Consider the following 21,599-nt stretch of genomic DNA (forward strand, 5'->3'; position numbering starts at 1 on the left):
GCCACTCCGATGCCGTATGCCGCTGGGCCGGCTCCCACGCGCCCGCTCCCCAGGTGCCCGACCACCGTTCAGTCGAGTGTGCAGTTCGCGCCGCCCCGGGGGCGGCGCGAACTGCACACTCGACGAAAAGCGGTGGGGTGCCCACCGCAGTTGCCGCGCAGAGGACGGTGACATGATGGCCGGGTGGTTGATGAGCCCCCTGCCGACCGCGGATCCGTGTCCGGACTGACCCACGTCCGCTCCGACGGAACGGCGCACATGGTGGACGTGTCCGCCAAGCCGGTGACCGCGCGCCAGGCGAGCGCCGAGGGGCGGGTCCTGCTCGGTGCCGAGGCCATCGCAGCGCTCCGGTCCGGCGTGGTCCCCAAGGGTGACGCCCTCGCCGTCGCCCGCCTCGCCGGGATCCAGGCGGTCAAGCGCACTCCCGAGCTCATCCCGCTCGCCCACCCGATCGCGGTCCACGGCGTGGAGGTCGATCTCGCGGTGGCCGACGACGGGGTCGACATCGCAGCCACCGTCCGGACGGCCGACCGGACGGGCATCGAGATGGAAGCGCTCACTGCTGTCACCGTCGCTGCGCTCGCGCTCATCGACATGGTCAAGGCCGTGGACAGGCACGGGCGGATCACCGATGTCCGAGTGACCGCCAAGTCGGGAGGAAGATCAGGTGACTGGCATGAGTGAGAGCACGCGAACCGACCCAGGCACCGAAACCGGGACGGCAACCCAGACCAACCCGGTCGGAGCGGGCAAGCGCGCCGTCGTCATCACGTCGTCGAGCCGCGCCGCTGCCGGGGTCTATCCCGACCGGTCCGGACCAGTCATCGTCGAGCGGCTCAGGTCCTGGGGTTTCTCCACCGGACAGCCGATCGTGGTGGCGGACGGCGACGAGTTCGGCCTGACGCTGCGCGACGTGCTCGCCACGGAGCCTGATGTCGTCGTCACGACGGGTGGCACGGGCCTGACGCCGACCGACGTCACGCCGGAGCAGACGATGCCCCTTCTCGACCGGCTCGTACCAGGCATCGCCGAGGGCATGCGCGCTGCCGGTGTGGCCAAGGGTGTTCCCACGGCGATGCTCTCGCGGGGCCTGGTCGGGATCTCGGGCCAGTGCCTCGTCGTCAACCTGCCGGGCTCGCGGGGTGGGGTCTCCGACGGGCTCGACGTGCTCGAGCAGGTCGTCGAGCACGTCCTCCAGCAGCTGCCGGGCGGAGACCACTGAGGCAGGACCCCACGACCACAGACAGCCGAGGCACCCCGTGAAAGCCCCCTGGCGCCGTAACTCGCAGCTCGCACCGTGGCCGGTCGTCCTGCGCGACCGGACCGCCGACCCTGAGATCGTGCTCAGGCCGCTCCGCGTCCGGGACGAGGAGGAGTGGCACCAGCTGCGCCGTGAGAACGCCGACCACGTCCGCCCGTGGGAGCCGACTCTGCCGCCGGGGTCGACGTCGCAGCCGGTGAGCTACCGCCAGTTCGTCCGTGACCTCGACGAGGAAGCCGGGGCCGACCGAGCGATGCCGTGGTGCATCGAGACCGGCGGGCAGATCGTCGGGCAGGTCCACATCTTCGGCGTCACCCGGGCGGCCCAGCAGTCTGCTGCGGTCGGCTATTGGCTTGCGGAATCCCAGTCAGGTCAAGGGATTGCGACGCGGGCCCTTGCGGTTGCCATCGAGTATGCGCTCGGTCCGGCCGGACTGCACCGGGTCGAGGTCAACATCCGGGTCGACAACGAGCGCTCACTGGCCCTGGTCCGCCGACTGCGACTGCGCGAGGAGGGGGTCCGCGAGCGGTACCTCCACATCGACGGTGCATGGCGGGACCACCTGAGCTTCGCCGTGACGAAAGAAGAGCTCAGCGAAGAGGGGCTCGCTCCACCTTTGTCTCATCTGTAACACCAGCCACTTGCGCGACACGCACCGAATATGCATGGGGTCGCCGGAGTAGCCGCCTACCGTTGGGTCCGTGCCCGCCAGCAGCCTCATCTTCGTCGTCATCGTGGCGATCTGGGCTGTCTACCTTCTCCAGCACTGGTCGCGCCGTCGGGAGAACGGTGCGGCGGCGCGTTCGGTCGACGGGTACACCGAGGCCATGCGTGTCCTCGAGAAGCGACGGGTCCTGCCCAGCACGGATCTGGCTGAGCCCCGGCCACATTCGTACTCGGTGGTACCCGCGCGAACCGTCCGGGCGACGGTCGACGTCAAGCGAGCCGTCCCGGCGAGCGCCTCGCGTCGACGCTCGCCGCTCGTCGCTCGGCGTCCGTCCCAGGACAACCACTCCCGGAGCGAAGACCAACGCGAGGTGGATTCGATGAGCACTGCCCGTGAGCGACGCCCCGGTACACCGAGTCGGGTCAGCCGCGCCCAGCGACTCCTGCGCGCGGCCCTCCTTCTCGTCTCCGTCATCTGGGTGCCCGTCTCCGTCGCCCTCGCCTTGACCGGCGTCCTGCTCTGGGCGTCGGTGCCGCTGTCGGTCGTGACCGTCGTCGCCGTCCTCGTCTGGCTGCGCACCGAGGCGCGGGCCGACCGAGCGCGCGGGGCAGGAGGCCGCCGAGCCGCGCGTACCGCCAGGCCCACGTCCGAGCCCCGGCTCTCCAGTGACGACACGCAGGTCATCCGCGAGCCACAGCGTTACGCGGTGACCGACGCGGCTGCCTCCTCGTCCGCCTCGCCTGCCTCCTCGTCCGCCGCCTCGTCCCCCACCCCTGCCGCAAAGCCCGCCGCAGCTGCCGCCTCGTTCGCTCAGCCCGCAGCCGCGGCCCAGCACATCGCGTTCTCGGAGCCCGCCACGTCGGGAGCCCATGTCACAGCGGGAGCGAGCTCAGCGGCATACGACATGGTGTTTGACGTCGAGGCGACGGAGGCCCGCCCACAGAGGACGTCCGAGCCACCCGCGCCCGGCACGTGGAGCCCGGTGCCCGTGCCCACTCCGACGTACGCGATGAAGGCGAAGGCCGAGCCGCGCTACACGGAGGCCGGCATCCCGGCGGACGTCTTCGACACGCCGGAGTTCGCCGACGAGGTGGACGAGCTCGACGAGCGCGCGCTCTTCGCGCGCCGCGCCGCCTCGCAGTAGGCCACCGAGTCAGGCGTTGGCGGGCGCCGACCCCTCCTCGGCGGATTCCTCCAGCTCCTCATGGAGCTCCTCCTCGGGCTCCTCCATGAGCAGGTGCTTGCCAACGGCGTTGAGCACCGCAGCGAACGGCACCGCGGCGAGCGCGCCGACGATGCCGGCGATCTGCGAGCCGGCCGCGATGGCGAGGATGACGCCGAGCGGGTGGATGCTGACCGCATGGCCGAGGAGGACCGGCTGGAGAACGTGCGACTCGAGCTGCTGCACGCCGATGACGATCGCGAGCATGATGAGGGCCACGCCGAAGCCCTGCGAGACCAGCGCGAGGAGCACCGCCACGGCTCCCGACAGCAGCGCACCGACGATGGGGATGAAGGCGAACAGGAAGACGAGCACGCCGATGGCGAACGCGAAGGGCACCTTGAGGATCGCGGCGCCGACCCCGATGCCCACGGCGTCGACGAACGCCACGACGATCGTCGCGCGGACGAAGGCCGACAGCTGGTCCCAGGCGATCCGCCCAGAGGAGGCGACGCGGGAACGGGCGACTCGGGGGAAGAGGCGCACCACCCAGCTCCAGATCCGGGGCCCGTCGTAGAGGAAGAAGAAGAGCGCGAAGAGCGTGATGAAGATGCCCGCGATGAAGTGCGTCGCCGTCAGCCCGACGTTGGCGGCGGTCTGGCCGAGGTTTCCGGAGCTGCTCACGCCGTCCCGGAGGCTCTCGAAGTAGCCGTCGAACTCCGTGTCCGTGATGTTGAAGGTCGTCCGCACCCAGTCACGGATCTGCTCCAAACCCTTGGCCACCTGCGCCGTCAGGTCAGACAGGCCGCTGCTGAACTGCTGGCCGATGAGGGTGAAGAGCGCGCCGACGACGACGAGGACGCCGGCGACGGTCAGGCCGGCGGCGGCGCCCGTGGGCATGACACGCGCGAACCGCCGGGTGATCGGCACGAGCATCGCGGCGAGCAGGACGGCCACGAGGAGCGGGATGACGATCTGCGAGAACTCCCGCAGGACCAGGGTCGCGATGTAGAGCGCGGCGCCGATCACGAGCAGGCGCAGCGCCCACTCGCTCGCCGCACGCACCGCGGGAGGGACGGCCGATCGTCGGGCTGGCTCAGCGGGGACTGGCTGGGTGGCGTTGTCGGTCACGAGGACACGGTATGCCGCTGAGCTCGCTTCCGCGCTCAGGCGCCGTGGGATTCCGGGCTGGGTCGTGATCGTCGGTGGCGGGGCAGGCGGTCAACGCGGGGCCAGGCGCTCGAGGAGGGCGACGGCGTCGTGGGGGGCGTGGCCCTTGGCGTCGTTGTCGAAGTAGACGTACGTGTCATGCCCGTCCGCGAGCCAGCGCCGGATCTGGCCGGCCCAGCGGTCGAGGGACTCGTCGGTGTAGCCGCTGGCGTAGAGCTCGGTCTCGCCGTGCAGCCGTACGTAGCGGAAGTCGCTCGTCGCGTCGTGCATCTGCGGCCAGCGCCCGGCGCTGTCGGCGACGACGGTGCAGACGTCGTGCTCGCCCAGGAACGCGCGGGCCTCAGGCGTGTCGAAGCTGTCGTGGCGGGGCTCCAGGGCGTGGCGGATTCTCTGGCGAGTGAGGGCCCTGGTGGCGGCGCGGTCCTTGGGCACCTTGTCGTCGTGGCGCTCGGCCAGCGTGGCGGCTGTGGTGGTCGTGCGTGGGAGGAGCTCGAAGAAGGCTGCGAGACGGTCGGGGTCGAAGCGGGTGCGCTCGGGAAGCTGCCAGAGGATCGGGCCGAGCCTGTCGCCGAGGTTGAGCACCCCTGAGGCGAAGAAGTTGGCGAGCGGGGTCTCCACGTCCCGCAGCTGCTTGAGGTGCGTGATGAACCGGCCGCCCTTGACGGCGAAGACGAAGTCGTCCGGGGTGGCGTCGCGCCAGGCCTCGTAGGAGGTGGGGCGCTGGAGGGAGTAGAAGGAGCCGTTGATCTCGACCGAGTTCATGCGCTCGGCCGCGTAGCGCAGCTCGTCCTTCTGCCGCAGGCCCTTGGGGTAGAAGTCGCCGCGCCAGCGCGGGTAGCGCCAGCCGGAGACTCCGACGCGTGCCTGGCTCATGGGGTCGAGGCTAGTGTGGTTGGGCGGCGGGGATGTGTGACTCGGGGAGCACGGCCCGCAGGACGCGAAGGGTGTTGCCGCCCATGATCGCCGCGATCTCATCCTCGCTGTGGCCCCGGTCGAGCAGTTCCTGGGTGATGACGGCGAGGTCACTGGTGTCCCAGGCCACGGTCACGGCGCCGTCGTAGTCGCTGCCCAGCGCAGCCGTCTCGATCCCACCGACCGCGATGACATGCTCGATGGCGTCAACGACCGCCTTGGGCGTCAGCTCGCAGATCGCGGCGTCCCAGTACCCGACGCCAACGACACCGCCGGTGCGCGCGATGCCGCGGATCTCGTCGTCGGTGAGGTTGCGGTTGACGTTGCACGTCGCCTGGACGCCACCATGGCTCGCGACGAGCGGCCTGGTCGCTCGCTGCAGCATCTCGTCGATGGCGGCGTGGCTGGCGTGGGCGACATCGACGATGATGCCGCGCTGCTCCATCGCGTCGAAGGCCTGCCGTCCCAGGTCGGTGAGGCCGCCCCTGTCGACTCCGTGCATCGATCCGGCGAGCTCGTTGTCGAAGAAGTGGGTGAAGCCGGCCATCCGCATGCCGGCCGCTTCTAGTGTATCCAGGTTGTCGAGTCGGCCCTCGAGGTTCTGCAGGCCCTCGACCGAGAAGAGGGCTCCGGTCACGTCCTGACCGGCCTCACGGGCCGCGACGAGGCGGTCGATGTCCCCCCTGGTCCGGATCAGGATCAGGGTGCCACCGGAGTCTCTGGCGGCCTGCTCGAGCTTCTCGGCGTGGTGGAGCGAGCGTTGCAGCAGTGAGCCCCAGGTCCGTGGGGGTTGCAGCTGGACCATCGTCAGGAGCGTGATGTTGTCCGTATCGCCGGTGTTGGACTCGTAGTTCTGACCCTTCGGTGACTTGGACACCGACGAGAAGACCTGGAGTGCGACGTGACCCTCGCGCAGGCGCGGCAGGTCCACGTGGCCGCGGTCCGCGCGCTCGAGCAGGTCGCGGTCCCACATCAGCGTGTCGGCGTGCAGGTCGACGACGTGCAGCCGCTGGTGCAGGGCCCGGGCCCGCGGACTCACGTCGGGCAGCGGGCCGGGCTCGAGCTTGTTCATCGAGCTCTCGACGAGCCCGGGCCCGATGGTGACCACGGCCGCGCCCGCGCCGACGATCACCACGCCGAGAGCGGTCAGGCCGCGCCGCAGCCACCGCCGCTGTTCCCGGGTCATGACGCGGATGCTAGCCGAGGGCGAGCGGTGCGGTCGGGCGCCCTCTGTGCGGCCGGCTGTGCCGCCTGCCTAGCATCGACGGCATGAGCACAACGGATGACGCGCCGCCCCTGGCGGTGACGGGCTCGACCGGATGGCTGGGAGGTCTCGTCGCGCGGGGACTCGAAGAACGCGGGGTGGCCCAGCGACTCCTGGTGCGGGACCTCGCACGGGCCCCCCGCGTGGAGGGCGCGACGGTGCTGCAGAGCACGTATGCCGACTCGTCCGCGAACGCGAACGCTCTCGAGGGAGTATCGACGCTGTTCATGGTGTCCGCGGCGGAGAACGAGAAGCGGCTCGACGAGCACCGGGCCTTCGTCGACGCAGCCGCTGGTGCTGGTGTGGAGCACGTCGTCTATGTCTCGTTCTTCGGTGCTGCGCCGGATGCCACGTTCACGCTGGCGCGGGACCACTTTGCGACCGAGGAGCACATCAAGGCGTCCGGTATGGCGTGGACGTTCCTGCGGGACAACCTCTACCTCGAGTTCACCGAGGCGATGGTCGGGTCGGACGGCGTGATCCGGGGACCGGCAGGCGATGGTCGTGCTGCGGTCGTCGCCCACGAGGACATCGCTCGGGTGGCGGTCGCGGTGCTGGAGGACCCGTCGCGGCATGCTGGTGAGACGTACTCGCTGACCGGACCGGAAGCGCTGACCCTGTCGGAGATGGCCCGCCTCGTCACTGAGCTCCGCGGTCGGGAGGTGCGGTTCCATGACGAGACGGTCGAGGAGGCCTACCGGTCCCGGGAGGTCTACGGAGCGCCGGACTGGCAGGTCGAGGCATGGGTCTCCACGTATCTGGCGATCAAGGCGGGGGAGCTCGACGGCATGACGGACGACGTCGAGCGCGTCACCGGGCGGCGGCCCCTTTCCCTGCGCGAGTACCTGGCCTCGGAGGGCCGCTCGTCGTGAGGGCAGTGATGTACGACGCCATCGGGGCAACGCCGGTGGTCCGGGACCTGCCGGACCCCGTCGCACCGGTGGGTGGCGTGGTCGTTGCGGTGCACGCCACGGGTCTCTGCCGCAGCGACTGGCACGCGTGGGTCGGCCACGACGACATCAGCCTTCCCCACGTGCCCGGGCACGAGCTCGCCGGGGTCGTCTCGTCGGTCGGCCAGGGCGTCGAGCGCTGGTCGGTGGGCGACCGCGTGACCGTGCCCTTCGTCGAGGGCTGCGGTACGTGCGAGTGGTGCCACTCCGGCAATGCGCAGGTGTGTCCGTTCCAGGAGCAGCCCGGGTTCACCCATTGGGGGTCGTTCGCGGAGCTGGTGGCCCTGCACGCTGCCGAGACGAATCTGGTCCGGGTGCCGGACGACGTGTCGTTCGAGGCGGCCGCAGCCCTGGGTTGCCGCTTCGCGACCGCGTGGCGAGCGCTGACTGCTCGCGCGCACGTCCAGGCCGACGAGTGGGTCACCGTTGTCGGCGCGGGTGGACTCGGGCTTTCCTGCGTGGTGATCGGCAAGGCGCTCGGGGCCAAGGTGATAGCGGTCGACCGCAACCCCGGGGCACTGGAGGCCGCGCAGGCGGTTGGTGCCGACGTCACGTTGGCGACGGACGGGCTCAACGTGCCGGCCGCGGTGCACGAGCTCACCTCCGGCGGAAGCCACGTCGCGGTCGACGCGGCTGGGACCGAGGCGACCTGCGCCGACGCGATCCTGTCCCTGCGGCGGCGCGGGCGCCACGTCCAGGTCGGGCTGCTGCCACCGGTCGACGGGCATCCCCGAGTGCCGATGTCCCGTGTGATCGCGTGGGAGCTCGACCTCTTGGGCTCGCACGGCATGGCGGCGGTCGACTACCCCGCCATGATGGCCAGGATCACGTCCGGTGACCTACGGCCGGAGTCGCTCATCGAGCGTGTCGTCGGGCTCGAGGAGGCGGCGACTTTGCTGCCCATGATGGATCGGACGGCCGCCAGCGGCATCACGATGATCAACCCGCTCGTACCGGATGCACCGAGGTAGCAGCTGGGGACCATCCGTTTTGTCGGATGTGCCCTTCGCGCCCGGCCGGGTTCGCCGAAAAGCATGGACGCGGTGCTGACCGAGTGTCAGCGTTGATGCATGACCCGCGCCATCTCCCAGCACGAGGCGGACTACCTCGTGGTGGGAGCCGGTGCGATAGGGATGGCCTTCGCCGACGCCCTGACCGACCACGCCGATGTGCGCGTGGCGCTGGTCGACCGTCGCCACGGAGTCGGCGGGCACTGGCTCGAGGCGTATCCCTTCGTCCGCCTGCACCAGGCCTCGGCCTTCTACGGTGTTGCGTCGACCCTCCTCGGCGGTGGCAGGCTGCAGCAGAACGGACCCGAGGCGGGGCTTCAGGAACGGGCCAACCAGCCGGAGATCCTCACCTACTACCTGCGGATGCTCGATCGGATGGTCGAGTCGGGGAAGGCGGAGTTCCTGCCGAACTGCGACTACGTCGGTGACCGCCTCGTCGTCTCGCGGATCTCCGGCGAGCGTCTCGAGGTTTCGGAGCGGTGCCGCGTCGTCGACGCCCGCTACCTGTCCCCGAGCATCCCTGCCGAGAAGCCTGCGCCGTTCGCGGTCGCGGATGATGCGAGGGTGGTGCCGGTCAACGACCTGGCACGACTCGAGGAGGCGCCGAGCCAGTACGTCGTCGTCGGGTCCGGCAAGACGGCGACCGACGCGTGCATCTGGCTGCTCTCCCGTGGTGTCGACCCCGATCGGATCTGCTGGGTGCGACCTCGTGATCCGTGGATGCTGAACCGTGCCGTCGTGCAACCCGATCCTGAGGTCTATCTCGGCATGGCGGCCGACGTCATGCAGCTGGCCGCGACGGCGACCTCCGTCGAGGACCTGTTCCTGCGGCTCGAGGGCGCCGGGATCATGCTGCGGATCGACCCCTCGGTCATGCCCACGATGGCCAAGACGCCGACTCTCGCCATGTGGGAGCTGGAGCAGCTGCGCACGCTCGAGAACGTCGTGCGCCGTGGTCATCTGCTGGCTGTGGGCCGCGGGCGACTGGACTTCGCCGACGCGTCCATCTCGATCGCGGCGGACGCCCTCGTCGTCCACTGCGCCGCCGATGGCCTCAAGTACGCACCGCTCGTTCCGGTCTGGCGTCCGGAGGCGATCACGCTGCAGCCGATCCGGACCGGGTTCCCGTGCTTCGGCGCGGCGGTGGTCGGTTACGTCGAGGCGACCAGATACGACGACGACGAGAAGAACCGCCTCTGCCCGCCGTCCCCGTTGCCGGACTCGATGAGGGGATGGGCTCGGATGAACGTGCTGGGCACCCGGGCGGCGATGTCCTTCTCGGCCGAGGCGGACATCAAGGAGTGGTCGGACCGGGTGGCCCTCAACCCGGCCCGTGTACCGCCCGACTACGCGGGGTCAGACGCCTTGGACGACGCTCGCGCCCGGTTGGCGACGTACACCAGCCCTGCGCTGGCGAGGCTCGCGGAGCTCTCTCTGGAAGGCGCAGCCGATGCCGGTCGGCGGTGGGCTCCCCGTTGATTGTTCGCCCGCTCAGCTCGGGGCCGCCCGTCGGCTGTGCCGTGGGTTCACCTCCAAAGGATGAGAAAGCGCCAACCGTGCTCCCATAGCGTTCGAGAAACGGGCATTCCGGCCATCGGCGCCGGTGACACGAAGGGAAGGGATCGATGTCGAGTCAAACCTCACCGACCAAGCTGGCGTGGACAGAGGGCCTCTCGGTCTTCGCGGCGGCCCTGCTCATCATGGTCGGCATCTTCCAGGCTCTCCAAGGCCTCGCCGCGATCATCAACGACCAGCGCTTTGTCGTGACCGGCGACTACGTCTACAAGTTCGACATCACCGGGTGGGGCTGGATCCACCTGATCCTTGGTCTCGTCGCCATCGGGGTCGGCACCGCCATGATCATGGGCCAGACCTGGTCGTACATCGCCGCGATGGTCTTCGCGATTCTCTCGGCCGTGGCGCAGTTCATGTGGCTGCCCTACTACCCCATCTGGGCCATCGTCATCATCGCCCTGAACGTGGCCATCATCTGGGCGCTGGTCGAACAGGTCGGCACCCGCAGGACCGCCTAGCGCGTCCACCAGACGCCGTCCCTCGTGGACACCCAAAACCGGGAAGGGCTGGGGCCAGCCCCGATGGGACTGGTGATGTCGAGGCGGGTCACAAAACGCGAAACCCTGCCGGACGTCAGGGGTTGCCGCTGCTCAGACGGGCGTCCCCGGAGTGGAGCTGAAGGGATTCGAACCCCTGACCTTCTCATGGCGAAGGCTCGCCGTAGGTGACAGAAGTCGTGTGCGTGCTTGGGCCTGCGATGTCTGAAGTGCATGCTGGGCGGCGCGATGCGGGGCGGGGGCATCTGGGGGCAACGCCAAGGCGTTGGGTAGGAGGACATCATGGGCCGCCTCATCACCGGTGCCATGCTTGACGCAGCCGCTGATGCGCTCGCGGGCCACGGCACTCCACCAGTTGGCGAGACCTGCCTCTGCGGCCACAGAGGGACGCCCGTTCGCCGACACCTCGCCGAGATTGTGGCCAACGCCATCGGACCGGCCCTGGCAGTCGAGATGATGTCGGTCCTTGCTGGAGTCCTGCCACGGGCATCCCGCCCGCACACGGCCATCGTCAAGGGGACTGGAAGCCGTCCCGATGAGGGTCCTGTTCCGTCCTAGCACGGACTGGCATGTCAACTGGCCTTCGCGCGTGCGCCACGCAGACTCACGGGCCCTTGGCCACGGCGTTCCACATCTCCGACGGCAACGCCGTCGATGTGATCCCCGGCCGTCCATCCGTCCGGTCCGTGTCCGCGCAGAGAAGGCATCGTCATCTCTCGTGGGCTTAGGCGTCTTGATAACAGAAGATGTTGGATCGGCGAGGAGGACTCATGCGGCGGCTGACTTTCGAAGAGGCAGCACACGGGAAGCAGGTCATGTACACGGGTCGGGCAACTCCGTCGAAAGTCACCGATCCGGAGTTGCTGGAAGACGGACGGATTCTCATGGAGAATCATCCCGGCACCATCGCTCGCGTTTCGGATGATCGGCAGGTTTTCGTCCACTTCCTGGGGTTGGAAGAGGAGCCGGTCTCGGACCTGGGCTTCATGCCCGACAACGATGGGTGCTACCCGGGCCTCGTACTAGTGACCCCCGAGGAATGGGTTGCGGCCTGCGCCGTTGGCTGGTGGTCGACGCTGGCGGGGTAGGGGTCGGGTCGAGGACTGGGCGGACGCAGCATGACCTCATCGGAGCCCCGGTTGACTCTTGACGCCGTCATGCTCGTCAGACCAGATGAAGGCTTCGCACGGCTGTTCTCCTCGCGGGCATACGCGTCGGCGCTAACGGTTACGTTGTGTGGGAGCGACGGACCCCGCGCGTCGACCCGATACCCAGCCTCGGCGGACCGGCGGTGTGCGAGTCAACGCCCAGGGTCGCCGAAGCCACGCCCTTCGACACACCGCGGCTTGCCTATGGGCCACAAGCTCGCGATGGAGCGCGGCACGGTCGGGGCGTCGTGGGCTTGGCACACCGTCATGACCACGTGGCTGCGTGGCTCTGGGAGCAGGTTTTCACCTGCTGGCTCGCAGGCCTGCCCTGTCACATGGTCCGCGCGTCCGGCTCGCCGGCGCCGAGGAAATCGCGGGCCGGCCGGAGAGGGAAGGTCGACTCGAGTATCGAGCACTGCTGGATGCGGTCGAGGCGGAAGAATCGGACGCTGTCGCGGTCGCGGTCCCACGCCAGCGCGTACCAGACCGGGACGTTGTAGTACAGGAGCTGGACCTCGATCTTCCGCTGCGTCACCGCGCCGGCCCGGTCGGTGTACCGGATCCCGGCCAGCCGTCGAGTCTGGAACGCCTCGAGGACCGCTCTGGTCACCGCTGGCGTCGGCGGCGTGTAGGTGTCCAGCACCGTTTCCGACGCCGGCTTCCCGACCAGGACTCTGTCGCGCAGCGCCCGAATGCGGCGCGCCTGCTCTGGTGCGAACGCGTTCCCGACCTTGCGTGTGATCGAGCGCAGGTCATCCAGCAGCAGCGGGGAGCCGACCTTCTCAGCGATGGTGAGGCTCAACAGCAGGCCGAGTGCCTCCGACTCGTTGAGGTGGACCCGGCCCAGCGACCAGCCGCGCTCGAGCCTGATGCCGCCACCGCGGCCGCGGTCCCCCTCGATCGGCACCCCGGACCGTCGCAGCGTCGCAAGGTCTCGCTGCACGGTGCGACCACTCACCCCGAGATCGGTGGCGACGTCCTCGACGGTCGTGACATCCCGGTTCGCCAGCAGCGTCTTCAGCACCTCGAGGCGCTCCGCGCGGCCACGCACCATCTCATCGTCACCGGCCATCGAACCAACCTGACAGTGAGTGTCATATTTCGCAATAGCGTGGCGGTACCGAGGAAGGAGCAGACATGCATATCGCACTCGCGCCGTTCCGGCTGGTTGCCGGGATCACGGAGGACGACCTGGTCGCGGCCTCAGATGGCTTCGAGCGGGAGTTCGTCCAGAACCAAGACGGGATACTCAGGCGTACCCTGCTCAAGGACGGCGAAGGCGGCTACGCCGACCTTGTGTTCTTTGAGGGTCTGGCCGCGATCGAGCGGGTGGTCGAGGCTGAACGGAACAGTGACGTCTGCGCGGCGTTCTTCTCGATCATGGACGGCGCGGATGAGCACCGAGTCTACGAGGTCATCAAGAGTTACGACCCGGGCCCCACACCCACAGCATGAGCCGCGTCGCGCGCCTCGGACCAGTGCGCGGGCCTGCCCATCCGGACCAGGGCGGTCGCGATCGACGGCCGGTTCCAGACTGGCGATGTGGTGCAGCCTCGGTTTCGGTTCGGTGGAGCTGAGGGGATTCGAACCCCTGACCTTCTCATTGCGAACGAGACGCGCTACCAACTGCGCCACAGCCCCTTGATGCGACAGGAACTGTAACACCACGCGCCCCGCCGCATGAAACCGACCACGACCCTACCGGAAGTAGATGCCACATCGGCACGACCGGGGTTACCGCCGTGACATCTACCCCGGGTCAGCTCCCAGGAGTCCGCTCCAACGAGTCAGCTCCAACGAGTCAGCTCCAACGAGTCAGCTCCAACGAGTCAGGTCGCCCGTGACCCTCCAGCAACCCCACCTCACACCCAGCTGGGGAACCACATCCGCTGGGACCATTCCGACTGCGGGATCACGTCCGCCACGTAGATGGGATGGAAGAAGGCGAACAGCCCGATGGTCAGGAGCACGAAGGCACCCATGACCCCCAAACCGACCCGACGCCGCACCACCGACGCATCCCGCCCGCCGATGATCAGGCCCAGCACGTACACGCAGGCCAGCACGACCCACGGCACGAACGACACCTCGTAGAACGAGTAGATGGTCCGGTCGGCGAGCAGGAACCACGGCAGGTATCCGGCCGCGATGCCGGAGAGCACGGCCCCGGCCCGCCAGTCGCGGCGCAGCGCCCACATGAAGAGCAGGACGAAGATCGCCAGCGTCCCGCCCCACCAGATCGACACGGTGCCGATCGAGGTGATCGCCTTGCTGCACTGGTCGACCATGCAGCCATCGGTGCCCTTCACCGGCCCCTCGTAGAAGAACGACGTGGGCCGGCCCTGGATCATCCACGACCACGGACTCGTCTGGTAGGGGTGCGGCGAGTTGATCGAGGCGCTCGAATCGAACATCTGCTGGTGGTACGCCCACAGCGACCGCCACCAGTCGGGCAGCAGGCCGCCGAGCCCGCCGGACGGCCGCGTCTCGGCCCAGGTGCGGAACGAGCCGCCACGCGTGAGGATCCAGCCCGTCCAGCTCGCCACGTAGGTGACGAACGCGGTCCCGACGAGCTGCGCGAACGCGAACAACCCGTCCTTGACGACGCCCCCGACGACCCAACCCCGCACGCCGGCGGATCGTCGTGCCCCGAGGTCCCAGAGGACGGTGAGCAGGCCGAAGACGACGAGGAAGTACAGCCCCGACCACTTCACGCCCGCCGCCAGGCCGAGCATGACGCCGGCGACCCAGCGCCAGGGACGCCACCCGAGCCACGGGCCCCACCGGCTGATCGAGGCCCGTGACACCCCGGCCACCTTCGCCGCCAGGACCTCGCGCGCCTGGTCCCGGTCGATGAGCAGCGCGCCGAACGCCGCCAGCCCGAAGAACATGACGAAGATGTCGAGCAGACCGGTCCGGGAGTGCACGAAGTGGTGCCCCTCGAAGGCGAGCAGCGCAGCCGCGACCGCGCCCAGCAGGTCCGACTGGAAGAGCCGCCGCGCGATCCGCCCGACCATGAGGATCGACAGCGTCCCCGCCAGCGCCACCGCGAACCGCCACCCGAACGAGTTGAGGATGCCGAACGGGATCTCGCCGAGCCCGATGAGCCACTTGCCGACCGGCGGGTGGACCACGAAGTCGCCCTCCGTGCCCCAGACGAACGGGTCGTTCGCCGTGAAGTGCTGGTCGACCTGTTTGGCCTGCTCGAGGACGGGGTCGACCTTCATCTCGAAGCCGAACAGGATCATCGACCAGCCCTGCTTGACGTAGTACGTCTCGTCGAAGATCAGCTGGTGCGGCGCGCCGACGTGCCAGAACCGCATGATCCCGCCGACCAGCGTGAAGAACAGTGGCCCCAGCCACCCCAGCGTCAGCAGGTTGCCGAGCCGTCGCCGCGGCTGCGCGTCACGGAAGTCGTCCTCCGGTTTCCCGAGCAGGCGTGAGCGCACTGCCAGGGCGGAGTTCATGGGCGACATCGTAAACAGTTGCGCTGGCAGCTCCGGACCCTGGTTGACCCCCTTTCGTCGAGTGTGCAGAACGCGCCGCCTCAACCCGGCGCGAAGTGCACACTCGACCACATGGTGGCCACCCCGCGGTGCCAACGCCGTCCCGGCCCGTTCGCCATATCAGTCGAGTGTGCAATACGTGCCGTCCCAGGCCAGGCGCGAAGTGCACACTCGACTGAGGGGAAGGGGGCGCGAAGTGCACACTCGACTCAGGGGGGTGGGAGGCTGGCTTCCCGCCGGACCCGGTAGGCGAGGGCTGCGACGCCGAGAGCGATGCCCCACGGCACCCAGAGCAGCTCCGGCGCCCATGCGCCCCAGTCCACCGGCTCTCCGGGAAGCCCGTCGATCTCACCGCCGAGAATGATCACCGCAAAGCCGATTCCGGCCGAGATGACCGCCATGGCGACGAAGAGCGCAGGCACGACGGCGAGCGAGACGGGCACCGGCCGCCCACCGATCCGCGGCAGCCAGGCCCAGAAGACCTCGCCCCAGCGCTGCACGAGACCAACCGTGAGCAGCGCCCCGGCGATGCCGAAGAGGCCGAGGCCGAGACCGGCGTACTTGGCGTCGCCGAGCATCACCAGGAACTCGTCCGAGACCCCGAAGGGAATGCCCAACGCCCAGGCGACCCGCGTCGAGGCGTAGACGAGCGGCGCTGCGACGGCCACGCCGACCGCCCAGCGCCCGACACGCAGCGCGGCCACCCGTCGGCGCTGCACATCCTCGCGGTCCTCGGCTGCGGCGGTGCTCCCGCCGACCCGGGATCCGGTGAGGACTGCCAGTCCGGTGAGGAGCAGGCCGACCCCGCCGACGCTGTGCGTGAGCGACAGGAAGACCGGGGCGGGGATCGTGATGTCCTGGCCCGCGAACGGCTCGACCCCGATGTAGTGCAGCAGCACCATGGGCAGGTAGCCGAGCAGGGTCAGCGAGCGCACGTCAGCGAGGGCGAGGGCCACGACGAGGCCAACCCCGAGCAGCAACCCGCCGGCGACCTGGGCCGGCCGGCCGTCGTAATTTCGCCCAAGAGCCAGGGCGACGAGGCTCACGGCGGAGAGGGCCGCGACGAGCACGGCCACGGTCGAGGTCGAGAGTGCACTGAGCACCGATGGGTCGGCGCCGGCCCATGGCGTCACCTCGAGACCGGTGAGACGGCCCAGCGCGAGGCCCAGGTGGAGGACGGCCCACAGCGCGGCGATCGTGGCGGCCACGGGTCTGCGCGACGCGGTGCGCCGAGTGGCCGACGCCTCGGGCCGGCCATGAGTGACGGTGACGGTTTCCATGTCTCCACGGTGCTGCAGCGTCGCCCGGCCGCACCTCACCCTGAGGTCGTCCGTGCCTCACCCTCGCGGATGAGCCCGGCCACCATCGGGGGATGACCCCCCGCCAGACCGGCGCCTCAGATGGTGATACCGCGGGCCTTGAGGAACGCGTAGCCGACGAAGGCGACGATGTCGAGCAGGGCATGGCACACGACGAGCGGCATCACCCGCCGGGTCCTGGCGAAGACGTAGCCGAGGATCAGCCCCATGACGACGTTGCCGGCGAACCCGCCGAAGCCCTGGTAGAGGTGATAGGTCCCGCGGATCAGCGCGGACATGCCGATGACCACCGGCCAGGACCAGCCGATCTGCCGCCACCGCGTGAAGAGGTAGCCGACCATGACGACCTCCTCGATGAGCGCGTTGCCGATGGCCGCCAGGGTCAGCACCGGCGCGGACCACCAGACGTCGGTGAGATTGGCGGCCGAGACGTTCGTGTTGATCCCGACCGCCTTGGCGAGGAAGTAGAACCCCAGGCCCGGCAGCCCGATGAGCGCAGCCAACCCGAGCCCGCGAACCAGGTCGCGGGCCGGCTCGGTGCGATCGAGGCCGATGAACCGCGCCGCACCCACGGTCGGGGAGGGGCGCAGCACGGTCGCCAGCAGGTACAACGCCAGGGCGACCGGCACGACCTGGATGAGGATCCCGGCGAGCTGGTAGGCGAGGTCGAGCCACGGCCGGTCCGGCGTCGCCGACTGGTTCATCGCCGTGGTCTGCGACCCGAGCGGGACGTTGCGCGTCAGCTTCTCGATGATCGACAGGACCGACCAGATCGCGGACGCGCCGAGGCTGACCCCGAGGAGCAGAACCGTCTCCCACGCCAACGTCCGCCGCTCCACCGACCCGGCCACGGGCAGCGGGTCACGGTCGCTGGGACCGAGCTCAGCGGCATACGACAGGAGGCGGCGGGCCATGGCGCTCACTGTACTTTCGGCACCGTAGGCTCGTTCCATGTCGCTCCTCGCCGACTGGACGGCCGGCCGCCACACGGCGGGCGGCGTCGCTCATGACACCTACCGGCGGGGGAGCGGCCCGGGCATCGTCGTCATCCACGAGAGCCCCGGGCTGACGCCCGAGGTCGTCGAGTTCGGCGAGGAGCTCGTCGAGGCCGGCTTCACCGTCGTGCTCCCGCACCTGTTCGGCTCCGCCGACGCGCCGCCCCGCACGTGGGAGGCAGCGCGCGTCGTCCCGAGGCTCTGTGTCACAAGGGAGTTCACCATGTTCGCCACGGGGGTGACTGCGCCGCTAGGGGACTGGCTCCGCACCCTCGCGCGGGATCTCCATGCGTCGGTGGGTGGGCCGGGGGTCGGGGCGATCGGCATGTGCGTCACGGGCGGGTTCGCGCTCGCCATGATGCTCGACCCGGTCGTCGTGGCGCCGGTCGTCGCGCAGCCGGCGGTGCCGTTGCCCGTCGGGCGACGCCGGGCGGCCGACCTCAACCTTTCGCCGTCCGACCTGGCCGAGGTCCGTGCCCGCGTCGCCGACGGGTGCCCCGTGCTCGGGGTGCGCTATCGGGACGACTGGATCACCGGCACCCGGTTCGAGACGTTGCGGCGAGAGCTCGGGGACGGTTTCATCTCAGTGGAACTGCCCGGTCGGGGCCACGCCACCCTGACCGACCACAAGCACCCAGTGGCGGTGGTCCGGGTCGTCGACTTCTTCCGTGAGCGACTCCTCGGGCGGTGACGGCGGCTCCAGTCGCGCGTAAATCATTGGAGCGCAGACCTGCTGGCGGCCTATGGTCTGGCCATGACCAGCTCAGCCGTTCGTCTCGCCCTTCGCCAGAGGCTCACGACGGCGCTGCGCGACCGTGACAAGCCGATCGCGGCGGCGCTGCGTTCGGCGATCGCCGCCCTCGAGAACGCCGAGGCGGTGCCGACGGCGCCGGGCGTCGCACCAGCGACCTCGGGGCACGTTGCCGGCGCCGCGATCGGTGTCGGCGCGGCCGAGGCGGAGCGTCTCGCCCTGGACGAGGCAACGGAGTCGGCGATCCTGCGGGCCGAGGTGGACGGCCTGCTCGAGGCCGCTCGCGAGTACGAGTCGGTGGGCCACGGCGATCGTGCTGTCGAGGCGCGCACCGCCGCCGACGAGCTGTCCACCGTTGTCCACAGCGCGTTGGGGACAACATGGGGATAGCACCCAGAGCGTGTGGACAACTTGGCGTTTCCGGTGGATGACACGCGGACGTCCTGTGGATGCAGAATTACTTTGGCGAAAACCCTTGCGCCGTAGCGGAGTAGGGGCGTAGAACTGCTCTCACGCACTCCCCTCGGGGAGAGCGGGACGGCTCGGAGACGAGGGTCCGCACGGAGGAGCAATCCCCCGCAGCGACTTGGTGACGAAGTTGCTGGGACCGGAGGCGAAGGGCAGTCGATCGGGAGCGTCACATCGACCGATCAACCCGAAGGGCCCTTGAGACTCATACTCCCAAGGGCCCTTCACCCTTTCCCCCAGCCACCGCGGCGTCATAGAGGGCCTTCTTCGACAGGCCGGTCCGTGCCGCGACGTCGGCACAGACGTCCTTGAGACGCTCCCCCTGCTCAACCCGATGCCGTATGCCGCTGAGCTCGTTCTCGATGGTCGTGACCTTGCGCTCGGCGCCGGTCACGACGACGGTGATCTCACCCTTGACCCCATCCTGTGCCCACGCGGCGAGTTCCATCAGGGTCCCGCGTTTGACCTCCTCGTAGGTCTTGGTCAGCTCCCGGCAGACGGCGGCGCGGCGAGTCGGCCCGAACGCCTCGCCCATCGCCGACAGCGTCTCCGCAAGCCGGTGCGGGGCCTCGAAGAAGACCATGGTGCGGCGCTCGTCCGCGAGCTCGGCGAGCAGGCGGGAGCGGTCGCCAGCCTTGCGGGGGAGGAACCCCTCGAAGCAGAACCGGTCGACCGGAAGCCCCGACACCGCGAGGGCCATGAGGACGGCGCTCGGCCCGGGCACGCACGTGACGCGCAGGTCTCGCGCCACCGCCGCCACGACGAGCCGGTAGCCGGGGTCGGACACGGACGGCATCCCGGCATCGGTGACGACGACGACACGCTTGCCGTCGAGCAGCCGCTCGACCAGCTCCTGGGTGCGGGTGGCCTCGTTGTGGTCGTGGTAGCTCAGCACCTGCCCGACGGGGCTCACGTCGAGTTCGGCCAGCAGGCGCTTGAGCCGGCGGGTGTCCTCGGCCGCGATGACGTCGGCGGCGGCAAGCTCCTCGGCGAGGCGGGGCGCGGCGTCCCGTGGATCGCCGATCGGGGTCGCGGCGAGGACGAGGGTGCCGGCGGCGGGTGCGGTGTTCACACCGCCATCCTGCCGCCATCCTGCCGTGGCTGATCAGACCCGCGGCGGCCGACGCTCGTGTCACCCCCACGTCACCCCCCAACGCACCTCACCTGGCCGGTCGGACGTCCTCGTCGTCGCTCCCGCGATACAGGGCGGTGACCTCGCGGCGCGCGATCACGGCCGCGATGATGAGTGCGATCCCGTTGGCGATCGCGAGCACACCGACGGCCCAGAGGAGGGCGAGGATTCCGCGAGCGGGGTTGCCGAACAGGAGGATCGCGCCGAGCACGATGGCCAGGACGCCGGCCACCGTGTGCCACCACCAGCGAGGCTGACCGAGCCTGCGCAGCTCGAGCGAACCGGCGATCTCCATGGCGCCACTCAAGATCGCCCAGATCGCCACCAGCCAGAGCAGGACGATGGCCGTGATGTCCGGCCAGACCAGGGCGACGATACCGGCGATGATCGCCAGGGCGCCCTGGAGGAAGATCAGCCAGCGGCCGCGCTCACCCTTGGCCTGGACGCCGAGCACGATGTCGAGGATGCCGTCGAGCAACGAGAAGATCGCGAACAGCGCCACCAGGACCAGGACGGTTGCCTTGGGCCAGGCGAGGACGGCGATACCGAAGAGGATGGCGAGGATGCCGCGGAGCAGTACGAGCCACCACAGGGTCTTGAGGATGGAACGAGCTTCGCTGGGTGACTCCGACATCGAGCTGCCTCTCCACGCCGGGCGCCGCCCCCTTGGTCGAGCGCCTCGACCTCATCATGGCGCGGTTCGACGCTGCATGCCACGACCGACCCTTGCCTTCCGCAGAGGGTCGCGCAATGGTGGGAGGGCGGCTGTTCCAAGCCGAATCGCCGCGAACCCGAATCGAAGACAGCCGAAGAGAAGGAGTGCTCATGTCAGCCACGCGCACGGCATCCGCCCACTGGGAGGGCGACCTCTTCACGGGGAGCGGGCAGGTCAGCCTCGAGTCCTCGGGGATCGGCACCTACGACGTGTCGTGGCCGGCCCGTACCGAGGAGCCGGGTGGCAAGACGAGCCCCGAGGAGCTCATCGCGGCTGCGCACTCCGCGTGCTACAACATGGCCTTCTCCAACGTCCTGGCCAAGGCCGGCCAGGCACCCACCACCCTCGACACCACGGCGGCCGTGACGTTCGTGCCCGGCACCGGCATCACCGAGATCAAGCTCAGCACCGTGGGGTCCGTCCCCGGCTTGTCGGCCGAGGACTTCCAGAGGATGGCCGAGGAGGCCAAGGATGCCTGCCCGGTGAGCCAGGCGCTCAAGGCCGTCCCGTCGATCACGGTCGAGTCCCGCCTCGCCAGCTGAGCTCCCCACGCGAGTCACCTGATCGAGTGAACAGGACTTGAGCCCCATAGCTGTTCACTCGATCAACCGAGCCGCGAGGGCGTCGAGCATGTTCTGCCAGTTGGCCGAGAACTGCTCGGCCTGCTCGGGTGTGTCGTTGCCGTCCTGGGTCAACGTCACCCTCGTGCGGTCGCCCTCTGGCGCGATCTCATAGATGACCGTGTGGTAGTTGTCCGGCTCGTCCGGCAGCCCCATGAGCGGGCTGTAGTGCGTCATCGAGAGACGACGTGGTTCGTCATGCACCAGGACCTTGCCCTTGTCCTGGTACGCCTTGCCGTCGAGCTCCCCACGCCAGGTGATCGGACTGCCGACTCTCCAGTCGGTCTCGACCTCCGTGCCGACCATCCAGTCCTTGATCTGCGCCGGGTCGGTGAGCGCGCGCCAGACTCGCTCCGGCGTCGCAGCGACGGTGGTCTCCGCACGTGCCACGTGTCCAGTCATGGTGTAGGCGTACCCAGCCCGGCAGGAACGAGGCGACTCGCCGGGAGCGAGCCCAGCGGCATACGGCATCGTCGG

At 69.4% G+C, this 21,599-nt stretch carries 23 protein-coding genes and 1 tRNA gene; 13 read left to right on the plus strand and 11 right to left on the minus strand.

The window, feature by feature from the left end; genetic code table 11:
* The first annotated feature begins 183 nt into the window (after window positions 1-183).
* The 4 genes from moaC (at window position 184) to VJN29_RS13445 (ending at window position 3,072) form a co-directional block, all read left to right on the plus strand.
* On the plus strand, window positions 184-684 hold the full coding sequence (gene moaC, locus VJN29_RS13430) for a cyclic pyranopterin monophosphate synthase MoaC (RefSeq protein ID WP_414654370.1): 501 nt from the start codon (window positions 184-186) through the stop codon (window positions 682-684).
* Window positions 668-1,222 (plus strand): MogA/MoaB family molybdenum cofactor biosynthesis protein, encoded by a 555-nt coding sequence (locus tag VJN29_RS13435; RefSeq protein ID WP_324144134.1) that lies wholly within the window; start codon window positions 668-670, stop codon window positions 1,220-1,222. Before moaC ends, VJN29_RS13435 begins: the two co-directional genes overlap by 17 nt.
* A 37-nt stretch (window positions 1,223-1,259) precedes the next feature.
* The gene (locus tag VJN29_RS13440) at window positions 1,260-1,892 is read left to right on the plus strand and encodes a GNAT family protein (protein ID WP_324144135.1); all 633 of its coding nucleotides are present in this window, start codon (window positions 1,260-1,262) and stop codon (window positions 1,890-1,892) included.
* A 70-nt stretch (window positions 1,893-1,962) separates the two neighbouring features.
* Complete coding sequence (locus VJN29_RS13445; protein WP_324144136.1) at window positions 1,963-3,072, plus strand: hypothetical protein; 1,110 nt, start codon at window positions 1,963-1,965, stop codon at window positions 3,070-3,072.
* A gap of 9 nt (window positions 3,073-3,081) precedes the next feature.
* On the opposite strand, the gene VJN29_RS13450 is transcribed toward VJN29_RS13445, so the two are convergent.
* The 3 genes from VJN29_RS13450 to VJN29_RS13460 all read right to left on the minus strand — a co-directional run bounded on the left by VJN29_RS13450 (window position 3,082) and on the right by VJN29_RS13460 (window position 6,358).
* Entirely contained in the window at window positions 3,082-4,221 is a 1,140-nt protein-coding gene (locus VJN29_RS13450; protein ID WP_324144137.1) for an AI-2E family transporter, read from the minus strand.
* A gap of 90 nt (window positions 4,222-4,311) precedes the next feature.
* The gene (locus VJN29_RS13455; protein WP_324144138.1) at window positions 4,312-5,133 is read right to left on the minus strand and encodes a DUF72 domain-containing protein; all 822 of its coding nucleotides are present in this window, start codon (window positions 5,131-5,133) and stop codon (window positions 4,312-4,314) included.
* 10 nt (window positions 5,134-5,143) lie between these two features.
* Window positions 5,144-6,358 (minus strand): dipeptidase, encoded by a 1,215-nt coding sequence (locus tag VJN29_RS13460; RefSeq protein WP_324144139.1) that lies wholly within the window; start codon window positions 6,356-6,358, stop codon window positions 5,144-5,146.
* Between the two features lie 83 nt (window positions 6,359-6,441).
* On the opposite strand from VJN29_RS13460, the gene VJN29_RS13465 reads away from it, so the two are divergent.
* The 5 genes from VJN29_RS13465 to VJN29_RS13485 all read left to right on the plus strand — a co-directional run bounded on the left by VJN29_RS13465 (window position 6,442) and on the right by VJN29_RS13485 (window position 11,556).
* A complete protein-coding gene (locus tag VJN29_RS13465; protein ID WP_324144140.1) occupies window positions 6,442-7,308 on the plus strand; it encodes an SDR family oxidoreductase in 867 nt (288 codons plus the stop codon).
* On the plus strand, window positions 7,305-8,357 hold the full coding sequence (locus tag VJN29_RS13470) for an alcohol dehydrogenase catalytic domain-containing protein (protein ID WP_324144141.1): 1,053 nt from the start codon (window positions 7,305-7,307) through the stop codon (window positions 8,355-8,357). Before VJN29_RS13465 ends, VJN29_RS13470 begins: the two co-directional genes overlap by 4 nt.
* Before the next feature lie 99 nt (window positions 8,358-8,456).
* Window positions 8,457-9,875: an FAD/NAD(P)-binding protein gene (locus VJN29_RS13475; RefSeq protein ID WP_324144142.1), complete on the plus strand. Its 1,419-nt coding sequence runs from the start codon at window positions 8,457-8,459 to the stop codon at window positions 9,873-9,875.
* Between the two features lie 146 nt (window positions 9,876-10,021).
* Window positions 10,022-10,429, plus strand: coding sequence for a DUF7144 family membrane protein (locus VJN29_RS13480; RefSeq protein ID WP_324144143.1), 408 nt, complete (start codon window positions 10,022-10,024; stop codon window positions 10,427-10,429).
* 809 nt (window positions 10,430-11,238) lie between these two features.
* Complete coding sequence (locus tag VJN29_RS13485) at window positions 11,239-11,556, plus strand: hypothetical protein (RefSeq protein WP_324144144.1); 318 nt, start codon at window positions 11,239-11,241, stop codon at window positions 11,554-11,556.
* A gap of 391 nt (window positions 11,557-11,947) precedes the next feature.
* Here the strand turns inward: VJN29_RS13485 and VJN29_RS13490 are convergent, their stop codons facing one another.
* Window positions 11,948-12,688: a helix-turn-helix transcriptional regulator gene (locus tag VJN29_RS13490; protein WP_324144145.1), complete on the minus strand. Its 741-nt coding sequence runs from the start codon at window positions 12,686-12,688 to the stop codon at window positions 11,948-11,950.
* A gap of 65 nt (window positions 12,689-12,753) precedes the next feature.
* On the opposite strand from VJN29_RS13490, the gene VJN29_RS13495 reads away from it, so the two are divergent.
* Window positions 12,754-13,071, plus strand: coding sequence for a hypothetical protein (locus VJN29_RS13495; protein WP_324144146.1), 318 nt, complete (start codon window positions 12,754-12,756; stop codon window positions 13,069-13,071).
* Between the two features lie 113 nt (window positions 13,072-13,184).
* Here the strand turns inward: VJN29_RS13495 and VJN29_RS13500 are convergent.
* The 4 genes from VJN29_RS13500 to VJN29_RS13515 form a co-directional block, all read right to left on the minus strand.
* Window positions 13,185-13,257, minus strand: a tRNA-Ala gene (locus tag VJN29_RS13500).
* Between the two features lie 221 nt (window positions 13,258-13,478).
* A complete protein-coding gene (locus tag VJN29_RS13505) occupies window positions 13,479-15,083 on the minus strand; it encodes a dolichyl-phosphate-mannose--protein mannosyltransferase (RefSeq protein WP_324144147.1) in 1,605 nt (534 codons plus the stop codon).
* Between the two features lie 248 nt (window positions 15,084-15,331).
* Window positions 15,332-16,402 (minus strand): hypothetical protein, encoded by a 1,071-nt coding sequence (locus VJN29_RS13510; protein ID WP_324144148.1) that lies wholly within the window; start codon window positions 16,400-16,402, stop codon window positions 15,332-15,334.
* 116 nt (window positions 16,403-16,518) lie between these two features.
* On the minus strand, window positions 16,519-17,355 hold the full coding sequence (locus VJN29_RS13515; protein ID WP_324144149.1) for a CPBP family intramembrane glutamic endopeptidase: 837 nt from the start codon (window positions 17,353-17,355) through the stop codon (window positions 16,519-16,521).
* Between the two features lie 37 nt (window positions 17,356-17,392).
* On the opposite strand from VJN29_RS13515, the gene VJN29_RS13520 reads away from it, so the two are divergent.
* Both VJN29_RS13520 and VJN29_RS13525 read left to right on the plus strand, forming a co-directional pair.
* Window positions 17,393-18,127 (plus strand): dienelactone hydrolase family protein, encoded by a 735-nt coding sequence (locus VJN29_RS13520; RefSeq protein ID WP_324144150.1) that lies wholly within the window; start codon window positions 17,393-17,395, stop codon window positions 18,125-18,127.
* A 63-nt stretch (window positions 18,128-18,190) separates the two neighbouring features.
* A complete protein-coding gene (locus VJN29_RS13525; protein ID WP_324144151.1) occupies window positions 18,191-18,577 on the plus strand; it encodes a hypothetical protein in 387 nt (128 codons plus the stop codon).
* Between the two features lie 283 nt (window positions 18,578-18,860).
* On the opposite strand, the gene rsmI is transcribed toward VJN29_RS13525, so the two are convergent.
* Both rsmI and VJN29_RS13535 read right to left on the minus strand, forming a co-directional pair.
* Window positions 18,861-19,727 carry a 16S rRNA (cytidine(1402)-2'-O)-methyltransferase gene (gene rsmI, locus VJN29_RS13530; RefSeq protein WP_324144152.1) on the minus strand — a complete coding sequence of 289 codons (867 nt, stop codon included), beginning with the start codon at window positions 19,725-19,727 and terminating at the stop codon, window positions 18,861-18,863.
* Between the two features lie 88 nt (window positions 19,728-19,815).
* Entirely contained in the window at window positions 19,816-20,421 is a 606-nt protein-coding gene (locus VJN29_RS13535; RefSeq protein WP_324144153.1) for an HdeD family acid-resistance protein, read from the minus strand.
* A 191-nt stretch (window positions 20,422-20,612) separates the two neighbouring features.
* Here VJN29_RS13535 and VJN29_RS13540 point away from each other — a divergent pair, with 191 nt between their 5' ends.
* Entirely contained in the window at window positions 20,613-21,044 is a 432-nt protein-coding gene (locus VJN29_RS13540) for an OsmC family peroxiredoxin (protein ID WP_324144154.1), read from the plus strand.
* 54 nt (window positions 21,045-21,098) lie between these two features.
* Here VJN29_RS13540 and VJN29_RS13545 read toward each other — a convergent pair whose 3' ends face one another.
* On the minus strand, window positions 21,099-21,524 hold the full coding sequence (locus VJN29_RS13545; RefSeq protein WP_324144155.1) for an SRPBCC domain-containing protein: 426 nt from the start codon (window positions 21,522-21,524) through the stop codon (window positions 21,099-21,101).
* Window positions 21,525-21,599 lie beyond the last annotated feature (75 nt).

Source organism: Intrasporangium sp., assembly GCF_035280925.1.
Classification (GTDB): Bacteria; Actinomycetota; Actinomycetes; order Actinomycetales; family Dermatophilaceae; genus Intrasporangium.